Here is a 13,728-nt window from a genome sequence, read left to right as displayed (position 1 = left end):
TGTGCGCTGCCGGCCCCGCCTGCGGCACGGTGGCCGATGCACCCGGAACAGCATGGAAAGGCGCCGGGAACGGGCGCTATCAGGAGAGATATCGGGCGCCATGGGCATCAGGCCTTCCAGAGCGTTTATCGGCAGATTGCCGCGTCCGGCCACGCTGCTGCGGGCAGGCGCGCTTCTGCTGGGCCTTGCGGCGGTGCTGCTGGCCGTGGTGAAGGCCGGCGAGATTGCGCAGGCCAGCGTGGCCGAGCGGCTGGCCAGTGATGCCCGTCACCGCTCGCAGATCTATGCCCAGAGTCTGGAAGTGGCGATCGAGCGCTTCGGTTACATGCCGGCGGCCGCCGCGCTGGACCCCAATGTGCGCCGCCTGCTGCGCCATCCGCGTGATGCCGCCCTCGTGGCCACGGTGAATGACTATCTCCAGACCCTGAACCGGGCCGCGGGAGCCGCGGTGGTTTATGTGATCGCCACGGATGGCCTCACCATCGCCTCCTCCAACTGGGATACGCCGCAGACCTATGTGGGCGAGAATTTCGCCTATCGGCCCTATTTCACCGAGGCGCTGGCCGGCCGGCAGGGGCGTTTCTATGCCATCGGCTCCTTTACCGGTGTTCCGGGCTATTTCATCAGCGCGCCGGTGGTGGAGGACGGGCATGTGCTCGGGGTTGTCGTCACCAAGGTCTCGCTCGACCGGCTGGAGGCGGTGTGGCAGGAGGCGGCGGACAAGGTGCTGGTGGCCGACAGGCACGGCATCATCTTCCTCTCCTCGGACCCGGACCTGAAGTTTCGCACCACCCGCCCGGTTGACGCGCAGGCGATGGCGGAGATGGAGCGCACCCGCCAGTATGGCGTCCAGCACTATCCTCTCCTGAATCTGGGGCAGGTGGTGATGATGGGCGGCGTGCCCCTTTCCAGCGGCTCCGATCTTGCGCCGCATGGGCGGGTGATCGCCGGCGGCAAGGAATTGCCGGATTATGGCTGGAGCCTGCTGCTCTTTGCCGATGCCGCCACGGCCGAACTGGCGGGGCGCAGCGCGCGGCTGGGCATGGTTCTGGCCTGCTGCATGCTGGCGCTGGGCGGGCTCTACTGGCGCCAGCGCCTGCGCCGCGCGCGGGAAAGCCGCATGGCCCGCACGGTTCTGGAGGCAGCCCACCGCGAGCTGGAGGCCAAGGTGGAGGCGCGCACCGCGGCCCTGAGCGCGGCCAATGCCAAGCTGGCCGAGGAAATCGATGAACGTCGCCGTGCCGTGACAGACCTGCGCGCCGCGCAGGAGGAGCTGATGCAGGCCGCCAAGATGGCCACTCTGGGCCAGATGGCCGCCGGCATCACCCATGAGCTGAACCAGCCGCTCACCGCCATGCGCGGACTTGCGGAAAATACCGTGAAGCTCCTGCAGGCCGGGCGCGAGGAGGCGGTGGAGGCCAATCTGGTCCGCATCACCGCGCTGGTGGACCGGCTGGGCAAGATTACCGGCCAGCTGCGCGGTTTTTCGCGCCGCGCCACCAGCGAGAAAACCCCCGTCGACCTGCCGGCCACCCTGTCCGAAAGCCTGGCCATTCTGGCCCCGCGCATCCGCGCCACCGGCACGGCGGTGGTGACGGATCTGGACCCGGCCGCACGCCTTGCGGTGTTTGAACCCATCCGCCTCTCCCAGGTGCTGGTGAATCTCGTCGGCAATGCGCTGGATGCCGTGAAGGGGCGGCCGGACCCCTGGGTGCGGGTGCGCTCCCGGCGGCATGGCGCGCGCATTCTGGTGAGCGTGGAAGACAATGGCCCCGGCCTGCCGCCCGAAACTCTGGCGCATATTTTCGACCCCTTCTTCACCACCAAGCCGCCCGGCGAGGGTTTGGGGCTGGGCCTGCCGATCTCCTTGGCCATTGCGCGGGAATTCGGGGCCTCCCTGGCTGTGCGCCCGCGTGCAGAGGGGGGCCTGACCTTTGATCTGGTGCTGGAAACAGCAGAAGATGACGCGGAAAGGACATGCGATGTCGCTTCCTCTGTCTGAAGTCTTGTCACCGGCGGCCAGCCCCCGCGCCATGGGGGCGAATCGCCTGCCCCCGCCCGGCGCCCCGCGCCCGCGCGTGCTGCTGGTGGATGATGAGGAGATGATCCGCATCACCATCGAGCAGACGCTCGATCTGGCCGGTATCGAGGTGGAGTCCTTTGGCGATGCCGAAAGCGCGCTGGCGGCACTTGAGCGGGGCCATCCCGGCGTGGTGGTGAGCGATGTGCGCCTGCCGGGCCGCGATGGTCTCCGGTTTCTGGCGGATGTGCGCCGGCTGGACCCGGAGCTGCCGGTGGTGCTGATCACCGGCCATGGCGATATTGCCATGGCGGTTCTGGCGATTCGCGAGGGGGCCTACGATTTCATCGAGAAGCCGTTCGTCAATGACGCCTTTGTGGAGGTGGTGCGGCGCGCGCTGGAGAAGCGGGCGCTGGTGATGGAAAACCGTCGCCTGCGCACGGCACTCGACCGGGGAGATGCCATCGCGCACCATCTGGTGGGCCAGTCGGCTGCCATGCGCCGCCTGCGCGAGGATGTGGCGGCGCTGGCCTCCACCGGTGCCGACATTCTCGTGCTGGGGGAGACCGGCGCGGGCAAGGAACAGGTGGCGCGCGCCCTGCACGAGGGCGGTAACCGGCGCGACAGGCCTTTTGTTGCGGTCAATTGCGGCGCCATTCCCGAAAGCATGTTCGAGAGCGAGATGTTCGGCCATGAGGCCGGAGCCTTCACCGGCGCGGGCAAGCGGCGCATCGGCAAGATCGAGCATGCCAGTGGCGGCACGCTGTTTCTCGATGAAGTGGAGAGCATGCCGCTGGCGATGCAGGTGAAACTGCTGCGGGTGTTGCAGGACAGGCGGATCGAGCGGCTGGGCTCCAACACGCCGGTGCCGGTGGATCTGCGGATCGTGGCGGCCACCAAGGAGAATCTGGGCACGCTGGCGGAGAGCGGCCAGTTCCGCAAGGATCTGTGGTTCCGCCTCGATGTTGTAAAGCTGGCGCTGCCGCCCCTGCGCGAGCGGCGGGAGGATATTCCCCAGCTCTTCGAGCTGTTTCTGGTTCAGGCCGCGGTCAAGTATCAGCGCCCGGTGGTGGATGTGCCGCCATCCCTGCGGCGCGCCCTGATGCTGGCGGACTGGCCGGGCAATGTCCGTGAACTGAAAAATGCCGCCGAGCGCCATATGCTCGGCTTTCTGGCGCCCGATCTCGCCGGTCGGACAGGGCCGGGGCTGAACGTATTGCTGGATCGGGTGGAGCGTTTGATCATCGAAGATGCGCTGCGCGAATCCGGCCAGCGCATTTCGGCTGCGGCGCTGGCGCTGGATATTCCCCGCAAGACACTGTCCGACCGCATGAAGCGGCTCGGCCTGACTGCAACCGACTGAAACGGGTCTTCATGAACGCTCACTCCCCGCCCCTCTGGACCCCGCTCATCATCTCGAATGCGCCCAATGGCGCCTCGCGCACCAGGGCGGACCATCCCGCCCTGCCGATGACCGCAGCCGAGCTCGCACGCAACGCCGCCGAGGTGCTGGAGGCCGGCTGTGCTCTGGTGCACATCCATGTGCGTGATGCCGAGGGCCGCCATCTGCTGGATGCCGCGGCCTATCAGGACGCGATTGCCGCCATTCGCGCCGAGGTGGGGCAGAAGCTGGTGGTGCAGATCACCTCGGAAGCCGCCGGGCGCTACAAGACGCCGGAACAGATGGCGGTGGTGCGAGCGGTGCGGCCGGAAGCCGTTTCACTGGCGCTGCGCGAGATCGTTCCCGATGACGCCGCCGAGACGGAAGCCGCGGCTTTCTTCGCATGGCTGCGGCAGGAGAGGATTTTTGCGCAGATCATTCTCTACAGCGCACAGGATGTGACCCGCTATCTCGCCCTCAAGGCCCGTGGCGTGCTGGGCGAAGGGCAGGACTTCCCGCTCTTCGTGCTGGGGCGCTACACGCAAGGGCAGGTTTCACACCCCGCCGATCTGTTGCCCTTCAAGGCCGAGGCAGAAGATGCCATCGGGCTGTGGTCCATGTGCGCCTTCGGCCCGCGTGAAAATGCCTGCGCCCTTGTTGTGGCGGGCCTTGGCGGGCATGTGCGTGTGGGCTTCGAGAACAACCTTCTCACGCCGGAGGGCGCGCTGGCCGCCAATAATGCCGTGCAGGTGCGCCGGGTGGCGGAAGGCGCGGCGCTGATCGGACGCCCTCTTGCCGATGCCGATGCCGCCCGCGCCATGATGGCACGCGTGAGCTGACATGATCCGGGCCCGGCCGGGAGGCGATGGCCCGCAATGATGGACGGAAATCCGGGCGAATCATGCCGTCCCGGATTTTCCACTGTGCGGATCGGTGTGGTGCGGCCTGAACCGCTCCGGCAAAATTGCCGGAGAGAGGGCATCTATGGCCGCACGGGCATCCGTTCAGCTTCAGCGAAACCGGAAAGCGGCTTCCCCATGAGGGGAGGAATGTCTTTATTTTCAGGAAGGTGGGATGGTGGGCGCGACAGGGATCGAACCTGTGACCCCTACGATGTCAACGTAGTGCTCTCCCGCTGAGCTACGCGCCCATCCCCGGGAAGCGCCTCTATAGAGGCTCTCTTTCCCGGAAGCAAGCAGGGATTTTTGAAATCACGCTGCCGCGAGCATCTTGTCCACTTCCGCCACCAGATCGCGCAGGTGGAAAGGCTTGGAAAGCACCTTCGCTTCGGAAGGGGCCTCATTGTCGGCATTGAGCGCGACGGCTGCAAAACCGGTGATGAACATGACCTTCAGGTCCGGATCGAGCTCGGTGGCGCGGCGCGCCAGCTCGATTCCATCCATCTCCGGCATCACGATATCGGTCAGCAGCAGCTCGAAGGGCTCTTCGCGCATCCGCTCATAGGCGGATTTGCCATTGTCGAAGGATGCCACCGCATAGCCGGCATTCTGCAACGCCCGCACAAGGAAGCGTCGCATGTCGTTATCATCTTCGGCGAGCAGGATTTTGGACACGCCATTTCCCCTGTTGTCAGAATCACATGTTGTCGACTTGCGTCATCATGGCCATGGCGACACTGCGCCGGAACCACCTCTGACCTGTCTGCCCCAATCAGGTAAATTCGAGGTGAAGGCGCGCGTGGCCCTTTCCAGAGCCGCCGAACAAGGTCATCATATGGAGAGAACAGGGCTTTTTTGAATTCCTCCGGAGTTTGCGGCGCGCAATGACGGCCAGCCTCGCTGATAAAATTGATCCAGCCTTCGAGATTCGCGGCGTGCATGCGGGGATGGGACCGTTTGTTTTCAATTCCCCCCATTCAGGCCGTCTCTATCCGCGCAGCTTCGTGGAGCAGGCGCGGCTGGATTTCGCCACGCTGCGCCGCTCCGAGGACAGTTTCGTGGATGAGCTGTTCGAGGATGTGGTCGAAACCGGCGCGCCCTTCATGCGGGCGCTCTTTCCCCGGGCTTTTCTGGACCTGAACCGCGAGCCCTACGAGCTGGACCCGCGCATGTTCGAGGGGCGCTTGCCCGCCTATGCCAACACACGCTCGCTGCGGGTGGCCTGCGGCCTTGGCACCATTGCCCGCGTGGTGGGAGAGGCGAAGGAGATCTATGCCCGGCGCCTGCCGCTGGATGAGGGGCTCCAGCGCATCGAGACCTATTACAAGCCCTACCACCAGGCCCTGCGGGAGCTGCTGGCCCAGGTGCGCCGGCATTGGGGAATGGTGGTGCTGGTGGATTGCCATTCCATGCCCTCCACCTCCATCCGTGATCCCAATGCGCCGGCGGACATGGTGATCGGCGACCGGTTCGGCACCAGTTGCAGCGCCGTGGTGACCCATGCCCTGGAGCGCGAGCTGTCCGCGGCAGGTTACCGTGTGGTGCTCAACCGCCCCTATGCCGGCGGCTATATTACCGAGCACTATGGCAACCCCGGAAACGGCGTGCATGCGGTGCAGATTGAAATCAACCGCGCCCTCTATATGGATGAGGGGGCCTATGCGCGCACGGGGAACTTCGACCGGCTGCGCGAGGACCTGCACAGCGCCATGCAGCGCGTGCGCGAGACTGTTGAAAACGGGCTGGGACATGTGCGCCCGCCGGCCGGAAACGTGCGGACTGCGGCGGAGTAAGGCTCTGGAATTTCTCGATTTTAACCGAAATTCCCGCCAATTGTGACCAAAATTAAAACGTGCCTTGCGTTTTTCGTATAGCAGGTATACGTATTTCGACATGCCGGTGCGGGCATAGCTGTCCCGTGAGCCAGAACATATTGCGTTTCAGGGCCACGATACCGGATGCTTTTGAAGGCTTGGCCAGAGGGCTGCTCCCCGTTTCCCGGGATCGGCATCCTGAAGCAGGGCCGAAAAAAGAAAGGGGCCGTTCGCGTTGGCAAACGGCCCAAGTCTAGGGAGGAAACGCCCAAGGAGGGCAGCGACAGAGCGACGCCAATCGCCATGTCGCAATGCAAAAATGCCTCTTGCGGTGCCAGAAATCAAGTGCTGCTTTGTCGCATGGCGGAATTTCTGAAGAAAAACATATAATTCATTGATTTAAATCATGTTTTATCCCGCTTCCCGCGCGTTTCGCAGTTGGGTGGAGCGGGCGGTGCGGCATCAATCGTGTCAATATCGTGGCAAGGGGCGGCGAATCTCTCTCATCAAAATGAAAACACGAGAGATTTGCGTGGATTGATTCGAGGCGTTTGGCTGGATTTCTGTAAAGAAAGGGGCCGTTTGCGTTGGCAAACGGCCCAAGTCCAGGGAGGAAACGCCCAAGGAGGGCAGCGGCATGCTGCAATGCAATGCCGCGCTCCATCACTATGCGGTTTTGTGCAGGGCACAACAAGATGATCGCGCGCGGATAGTTTGGGCAGTCACGCCCTCGATAACATACTGTTTTTGCGGCGTGATTTCATTTCTGCCTGATTTTTCACCGCACCCGTGCCACACCTGCCCGAAAAGCAGTCGATTCGTCTCTCTCCCGAATGTTTCTGCCCCGGCCCCTTGATCGGCCGGGATGGGCGCGGCATGAGAATGCATGCCATGTGCGGGCCTTTGGCGAGAACGGGGGCTCCATGCGCAATGCTGTCAATGGAGCGGTCTATGAGTGCTGTGGCGTTTGATGATTTCGTGCACAATCTGGCCACGCGTTCCGGCGAGGCGATCCTGCCGTTCTTCCGCACTGCAATAGGCGTTGATGACAAGGGCGGCGTTTGCGGCTTCGATCCGGTGACGGAGGCGGACCGCGCCGCGGAACATGTGATGCGCCGCCTCATCCGCGAGACGTTTCCCAGCCATGGCATCATTGGCGAGGAGTTCGACAATCAGGATACGGACGCCCCCTTCGTCTGGGCGCTGGACCCGATAGATGGCACGAAGTCCTTCATTTCCGGCATGCCGGCCTGGGGCACCCTGATTGGCCTGCTGAAGGATGGCGCGCCGGTCTATGGCATGATGCACCAGCCCTTCATCGGTGAACGCTTCTTTGGAGACCGCGATGGCGCGCGCTATCGCGGGCCGGCGGGGGAACGGGTTCTGGCCACCCGGGCCTGCAACCGCCTGGAAGATGCGATCCTGTTCACCACCAGCCCCCGCCTGATGGATGATGCGGACCGCGCCATCTTCGGCACCGTGGAGGAGAAGGTGCGCCTCTCCCGTTACGGGGGCGATTGCTATGCCTATTGCATGATCGCCGCCGGGCTGGTCGATCTCGTCATCGAGACCGGGCTGAAGGATCATGACATCGTGGCGCTTGTGCCCATCATCGAGGGGGCAGGGGGAATTGTCACCACCTGGGAGGGCGGCTCGCCGGCCAAAGGCGGGCGCATTATCGCCGCCGGCAGCCGCGCGGTGCATGAACAGGCCTTGCGGATGCTTAATCCGTAAACCGTCTTGCCATTCTTTTGCTCCATGTTCAGGCTCATGTGAGAGCCTCTTCCTTCCTGCCTCATGGATGGGGAGCAGGGCTGATATGGGCGCGCAGGCGCTTATGCATGGAGATGGATGAATGGTGCAGGGTGTGTGTCCGCTCTCCCGGGCCGGTGAGGCCGGGAGCCGGACAAGGGCATATGGCGTGCTGGCGCTGTCGCTTCTGGCGCTGCTTTTCATGATGCCTGCCGCCTGGGCAGGTCCGTCCACGGTGTGGATGGAACGCGATTCCGGTGCGGGCTTCTCCTCTCCGCTGCGTTCCTCTTCCGCAGGTTCGGCCCTTTCCCGCCCCGCGCGCACGGCCCCTTTCAAGGTGCTGGCGGAACGCGCCCCTGATGGCGCGGTGATGTTGGGCTGGTCGATCCGGCCGGACACCTATCTCTATCGCAACAGCATCACGGCCACGCTCGATGGCAAGCCGGTGGAACTGGTCCTGCCTGCGGGCGAGGAGAAGGACGATCCGAATTTCGGGCTGGTCCATATTTTCCGTCACGCCATGGATGCGCGTCTGGCCCTTGCCGATATGCAGGCTGCCGGAACGCTGAAGGTGACATGGCAGGGCTGTTCCGATCAGGGCATCTGCTATCCGCCGGAAAGCGGAACGGTGGATCTGGCGGCCCTGGAGGGCGGGGCGCAACCGCTGGTCGCGTCCACCATGGGGCTGCCTGACCGTCTCTCCGCGCCCTCGCCGGCCGAAAGGGCGGAACAGGTCGCGGTTGCGCCGGCCTCCATTCCGGCGCCGGCCGCTTCCGAAACCGGGGCGGAATCCTCATGGTCTCCGGCGGCGGTGCTGAAGGGGGATCTGGGCTGGATGCTGGTGGCCTTTCTCGGCTTTGGCCTGCTGCTCTCGCTGACGCCCTGCATTTTCCCGATGATCCCGATCCTCGGCGGTGTTCTGGCCCGCTCCGGGCAGCAGGGGGTCGGGCGCGGGGTGGCGCTGTCATCGGTCTATGTGCTGGCCATGGCCTGCGCCTATGGGGTGCTGGGGCTGGCGGCCGGCTGGTCGGGCGCGAATCTGCAGGCCGCTCTCCAGACCCCCTGGGCGCTGGGGGGCATGGCCGCGGTTTTCATCGTGCTGGCCCTGTCCATGTTCGGCCTGTTTGATCTTCAGGTGCCATCCGCTCTGGCCTCGCGCCTGTCCGGCGCCCTGCCGGGAGCGGGCGGCGCATCCACGCGCCGTTCCCTCGGCAGCGCGGCCATGCTGGGTTTTGGCTCCGCGCTCATTGTCGGGCCCTGTGTCACCCCGCCTCTGGCCGCCGCCATGCTGGCTGCGGCGCAGACGGGCGATGCGGCGCGCGGCGCGGCGGCCCTGTTCATGCTGGGGCTGGGCATGGGCCTGCCGCTCATCGCCTTCGGCGCTTTCGGGGCGCGTGTGCTGCCGCGTTCCGGCCCCTGGCTGATGCGGGTGAAGGTAGCCTTCGGTTTCGTGTTCCTCGCTGTCGCCATCTTCCTTGTGGGCCGGTTGATGGACGGGCCGACCATGCTGGCCATATGGGGGCTGTTTGCCCTTGGCGTGGCGGTGTTCATTGGCGGGTTCGACCGTATCGAGACCGGCGCGGGCTGGGAGCGCAAGCTGGGCAAGGCATCCGGCCTTGCGCTGGCGCTTTATGGCGCCCTGCTGATTACCGGCTTTGCCGGCGGCGCGAGTGACCCGATGCGGCCGCTGGGTTTTTTCTCCGGCAGGGATGCATCACCCATGCAGGCCGGGGTGAAGCCGCAGGTGGTGACCTCCATGGCCGCCTTCGAGACAGCGCTGGCCCGCGCCCGGACCGAGGGACGTCCGGCGCTGGTGTCCTTCACGGCGGACTGGTGCACGGTCTGCAAATCCAATGAAAAGGTGCTGGGCACGCCGGATGTCGCCTCCGCGCTGGAGCAGGCGGTGTTCATCGCCGCCGATGTGACCGATTACGGGCCGGACAGCCGCGCCCTGATGGAGCGCTTCGATATTGTCGGCCCGCCCACCATGTTCGTTGTGGATACGGCAGGGCGCGAGGTTCCCGGCTCGCGCTCCATCGGCGCCATCACGGCGCAGGATGTGTCCCGCAAGCTGGAGGCAGCCTCGCCCGGCGGCTAGGGTTGGGGGACAGGAGAGAGGCGCACATGAAAAGGTGCGCCCTTTCGCAAACGCGCCTATCCTGCCGCAGCGGCAGAACCGGCGGATATGCCGGGATGCCCTGTCTTGAATATGGTCTGGCCCGTCAGCACCGGCCGGCCTGTGGCGGGAAGGTGATGGGATGCGGGGATTCAACAGCAGCACCGTGATGCGGGGTCGCCGGGCTGGAGCGATCTGCACGCTGGCGCTGGCCTCAACCCTTGCCGTTCTCTGCCCGGCCACCGCTGCCGCGCCGACAGGGGCGCAGGTGGAGGAAAGGCACACGCCACCGCCGGTGAATGAGGACATGATCCTGCGTGATCCGGCCTCGCCCGTGAGCGGCAATCCGCAGGGCGATGTCACCATCGTGGCCTTCTTCGATTACAACTGCCCCTATTGCAAGAAGACTGATCCGGTGATCGAGCGCCTGTCGAAAAAGGACGGGAAGATCCGCATCGTCTACAAGGATCTGCCGATTCTCGCCGAATCATCGGTCTATGGGGCGCATCTTGCGCTCGGGGCGAAATATCAGGGCAAATATGCGCAGGCCCGCCAGGCCCTGATGGCCATTCCCGGCGGTCATTCCGATGTCGCAACCATGCGCCGGGCCGTGAGCCGCGCCGGGGTGGACATGAAGCGGCTGGACAGGGACCTGAAAGCCCACGCTTCGGAAATCAACGCCTATCTGCTGCGCAATCTGGACCATGCCCGCGCGCTCGGGCTTCAGGGGGTGCCGGTCTATCTCATCGGGCCGTTCAAGGTGGCGGCGGCGCTGGATGAGGCTGGCTATGCCGAAGTGGTGGAGGATGCCCGGGCCCGGGCGCAATAGCGCGCCTTTCTGTTTGGGGCAGGCGGTCCTTTCCGGGCAGGGCGGTGGCCTCTCATGCCATGAAGCTGTCGAAGGCGTTCCAGAACCGAGCGCGATAGATGTCATCCTCGATCATGATCTCGTGCCGGGCATCGAGGATTTCCAGATGGCGGGCATTGCCCAGCCGCCCGGCCATGCGGCAGATGGCCGATCTGGACACCAGCCTGTCGCAGCTTCCTGAAATGAACAGCATGGGCGTGGGCAGGCGGGCGGCCATTTCGGGCTGCGCCAGTTCACCCATGGCCTGAAAGGCGGCATGCACCCAGCCCCAGCTGGGCGGGCCGAGACCAAGAACGGGATGGGCCTGCACAACCTCCGCGATTCGCGCATAACGCCGCGGGTCCGAGGTGGACAGGTTCATGGAAAAGGGAATCTCCGTGATTGGCCGTTCCAGTGCGCCGGGCGGAAGGGTGCCGGCAAGGCCGCAGCGCACCAGCAGCGCGGCCAGCGGGCGGATGAGCGGCTGAAAGGGAATGATGGCGATGCCAAGCATCGGCGTTTCCAGCACCATGCGTTCAAACCGGATGCGCTGTTCGGCAACGCATTTCAGCAGGATCGGACCGCCCATGGAGTGGCTCAGCGCATAATGGGGGCGCGGGCATTGGGGCAGGATCTGTTCCGCAAAGGCGGCGACATCACGCTGATAGCTCTCGAATGAATCGACATGCCCCCGCAGGGGGGCCGCCAGCAGGCGCTGCGAGCCGCCTTGCCCGCGCCAGTCCAGTGTGGCGACAGCGAATCCGCGCGCCCGCAGCTCTTCCACCACCTCGAAATATTTCTCGATGAACTCGCAGCGGCCCTGAAACACCATCACCGTGCCGCGGCAGGCGGTGCCTTCGCGCGCGGGCCAGCGGGCATGGCGCAGGCGCACACCATCCACCGTCTGGATCTCGCCCGCGATCGCATTCTGCGGCACGCGGTTGTCAGGCGTGCCATGGAGAAGCGTGGATGCATCGGGCATATCGTGTGTCGGCATAAAAAAGGGGCGACGCCTGAAAGGTCGCCGCCCGTGGAGGTCTGAACACAGAATGGACCAGCCGGCTCCATTTCAGCAACACATAATGCGGTGATGTGCCTGAAAGGATCGCCCGGCGCTGCAAGGCGCGCCCATGGCGGCGGGCCGGCTGGCCCGCCTTGGATCAATGGGTGCTGGCGCCCGCGCCTTCCAGAACCTGCGGCGCGGAAGCCGTGGTGATGGGAATGAGGCGGGGCTTCTTCGCCTCGGGAATGTTGCGCACGAGATCGACGTGCAGCAGGCCATTCTCAAGGACCGCACCCTGCACTTCCATATGATCGGCGAGCTGGAAGCGACGCTCGAACGTGCGCGCCGCGATGCCGCGATAGAGCATCTGGGCGTTCTCGCCCTCCTCGCCGGCCTTCTTCTCGCCGCGCAGGGAGAGGGTGTTTTCCTTCACCTCGATATTGAGGTCGGCATCCGTGAAGCCGGCGACGGCCACCGTGATGCGATAGGTGTTCTCACCCGTGCGCTCGATATTGTAGGGCGGATAGCTGGGGGCTGAATCCACGCTGCCCACGCCATCGAGAAGCGAAAACAGACGGTCGAAACCCACAGTGTTGCGGTACAGGGGAGACAGATCAAAACTGCGCATGGCATATCCTCCTTAAAGCGACATGCGGAGCCCGCCGAAGCCGGGCTCACCTTGCGGCGCTGTCACATTGACCAGCGCCAGAACGGATGTGGGAATGGCATCGGGCAGCGTCAAGAGCCCCGGTGCAGGTGTTGCGACATGCAGCGGATGAAGAAGGAACGGGCAGGATGTTTCACAAATGGGCCGAACTCTCCTCGCCGGCGCTGGCTGCGCTGGACAAGGAAAAGCTGATCGCCATCGTGCCTGTTGCCGCAGTGGAGCAGCATGGCCCGCATCTGCCCCTGGGAACGGATCTGCATATTGCGGAAGGCTATCTCCAGCGCATTGCCGGCCGGGTGCCGGAAGATCTCGCCGTACTGGCCCTGCCGGTCCAGGCGATCGGCAAGTCTGACGAGCACCAGAATTTTCCGGGAACACTCACGCTGACACCGCAGACCGCCATCACGGCATGGGTGGAGATTGGCGCGTGTCTCGCGCGCGCGGGCGTGCGGCGCGTGATCTTCATGAACACGCATGGGGGAAATGTGCCGGTCATCGATCTTGTGGCGCGCACCCTGCGGGCGCAGCACGGCATGCTGGCGGTGTGCTGTTCCATGCACCGCTTCGGCTATCCGCCGGGTCTTTTCGCGGATCATGAGCGGGCGCACGGCATTCATGGCGGTGATGTGGAGACATCCCTCATGCTCTCCTTCCGGCCGGAGCTGGTGGATATGAGTCGGGCCGCGAACTTCGAGCCCTATAGTGTGGGCATGGAGGAGGAGTTCGAGCGTCTGCGCGCCAATCATCCGGTGGGCTTTGCATGGATGAGTGAGGATCTGCAGGAAACCGGTGCCATGGGCGATGCGCGCGGCGCAAGCGCGGAAAAGGGAAATGCGGCAGCAGATTATGGTGTTGCTGCCTTTATCGAGCTGCTGCGCGATGTGACTCGCTTCGATATTTCCGGATTCGCGAGGACGGAATGAAGGAGGAGGGGCCGGAAACAGGGTGGCGGCAGGTGAACGGGGATTTTCTCCACAGTCAATCAAGTTGTTGTTTTTATTGATATAAATGGAAATATATCGGGATTTTATCCCCAGTGTGATGGTTGTGTTTTAGATTTGTGACTTTTGGGAGTTGACGGTTTTGGCTGGGTGGTTCTATAAAGCGCTCACCAACGACGAGCCAGCGCCGCTCACCGCAAGGGAACGGCGCGCTGGGTCGTCTCTGAAGCTTCCCAGCTTGACTGAGTTCGGGTTTTCCGGTTAGTTAGCCGGGCGAGGAAGTTTCTG

At 64.4% G+C, this 13,728-nt stretch carries 11 protein-coding genes and 1 tRNA gene; 8 read left to right on the top strand and 4 right to left on the bottom strand.

Going from position 1 to position 13,728, the window contains the following annotated elements; genetic code table 11:
- Window positions 1–100: 100 nt before the first annotated feature.
- Genes ACT6QG_RS02725 through ACT6QG_RS02715 form a run of 3 tightly spaced genes read left to right on the top strand, consistent with a single transcriptional unit; the run spans window position 101 to window position 4,240 of the window.
- Window positions 101–2,002 (top strand): sensor histidine kinase, encoded by a 1,902-nt coding sequence (locus ACT6QG_RS02725; protein WP_444976064.1) that lies wholly within the window; start codon window positions 101–103, stop codon window positions 2,000–2,002.
- Between the two features lie 31 nt (window positions 2,003–2,033).
- Complete coding sequence (locus ACT6QG_RS02720; RefSeq protein WP_444976223.1) at window positions 2,034–3,383, top strand: sigma-54-dependent transcriptional regulator; 1,350 nt, start codon at window positions 2,034–2,036, stop codon at window positions 3,381–3,383.
- A gap of 11 nt (window positions 3,384–3,394) precedes the next feature.
- Window positions 3,395–4,240, top strand: a complete 846-nt coding sequence (locus ACT6QG_RS02715; RefSeq protein WP_444976063.1) for a beta-keto acid cleavage family enzyme — start codon at window positions 3,395–3,397, stop codon at window positions 4,238–4,240.
- A 236-nt stretch (window positions 4,241–4,476) separates the two neighbouring features.
- Here ACT6QG_RS02715 and ACT6QG_RS02710 read toward each other — a convergent pair.
- Both ACT6QG_RS02710 and cpdR read right to left on the bottom strand, forming a co-directional pair.
- Window positions 4,477–4,551 (bottom strand) — tRNA-Val (locus tag ACT6QG_RS02710).
- A gap of 61 nt (window positions 4,552–4,612) precedes the next feature.
- Window positions 4,613–4,975, bottom strand: a complete 363-nt coding sequence (cpdR, locus tag ACT6QG_RS02705) for a cell cycle two-component system response regulator CpdR (protein ID WP_444976062.1) — start codon at window positions 4,973–4,975, stop codon at window positions 4,613–4,615.
- Between the two features lie 209 nt (window positions 4,976–5,184).
- On the opposite strand from cpdR, the gene ACT6QG_RS02700 reads away from it, so the two are divergent.
- The 4 genes from ACT6QG_RS02700 to ACT6QG_RS02685 all read left to right on the top strand — a co-directional run bounded on the left by ACT6QG_RS02700 (window position 5,185) and on the right by ACT6QG_RS02685 (window position 10,811).
- Window positions 5,185–6,093, top strand: coding sequence for an N-formylglutamate amidohydrolase (locus ACT6QG_RS02700; protein WP_444976061.1), 909 nt, complete (start codon window positions 5,185–5,187; stop codon window positions 6,091–6,093).
- A 972-nt stretch (window positions 6,094–7,065) separates the two neighbouring features.
- Window positions 7,066–7,848: a histidinol-phosphatase gene (hisN, locus tag ACT6QG_RS02695; RefSeq protein ID WP_444976060.1), complete on the top strand. Its 783-nt coding sequence runs from the start codon at window positions 7,066–7,068 to the stop codon at window positions 7,846–7,848.
- 121 nt (window positions 7,849–7,969) lie between these two features.
- On the top strand, window positions 7,970–9,964 hold the full coding sequence (dsbD, locus tag ACT6QG_RS02690; RefSeq protein WP_444976059.1) for a protein-disulfide reductase DsbD: 1,995 nt from the start codon (window positions 7,970–7,972) through the stop codon (window positions 9,962–9,964).
- A gap of 187 nt (window positions 9,965–10,151) precedes the next feature.
- The gene (locus ACT6QG_RS02685; protein ID WP_444976058.1) at window positions 10,152–10,811 is read left to right on the top strand and encodes a DsbA family protein; all 660 of its coding nucleotides are present in this window, start codon (window positions 10,152–10,154) and stop codon (window positions 10,809–10,811) included.
- 52 nt (window positions 10,812–10,863) lie between these two features.
- Here ACT6QG_RS02685 and ACT6QG_RS02680 read toward each other — a convergent pair whose 3' ends face one another.
- Both ACT6QG_RS02680 and ACT6QG_RS02675 read right to left on the bottom strand, forming a co-directional pair.
- Window positions 10,864–11,811 (bottom strand): alpha/beta fold hydrolase, encoded by a 948-nt coding sequence (locus ACT6QG_RS02680; RefSeq protein ID WP_444976057.1) that lies wholly within the window; start codon window positions 11,809–11,811, stop codon window positions 10,864–10,866.
- Window positions 11,812–11,989: 178 nt separating this feature from the next.
- On the bottom strand, window positions 11,990–12,460 hold the full coding sequence (locus tag ACT6QG_RS02675) for an Hsp20 family protein (RefSeq protein ID WP_444976056.1): 471 nt from the start codon (window positions 12,458–12,460) through the stop codon (window positions 11,990–11,992).
- A gap of 167 nt (window positions 12,461–12,627) precedes the next feature.
- Between ACT6QG_RS02675 and ACT6QG_RS02670 the strand changes: the two genes are divergently transcribed.
- On the top strand, window positions 12,628–13,422 hold the full coding sequence (locus tag ACT6QG_RS02670; RefSeq protein ID WP_444976055.1) for a creatininase family protein: 795 nt from the start codon (window positions 12,628–12,630) through the stop codon (window positions 13,420–13,422).
- The last annotated feature ends 306 nt before the right edge of the window (window positions 13,423–13,728 follow it).

The organism is Haloleucobacter ellipsoideus, from assembly GCF_052491725.1.
Note: the sequence above shows the minus strand (reverse complement) of the source record. Positions and strands in the feature narration are given on the sequence as shown.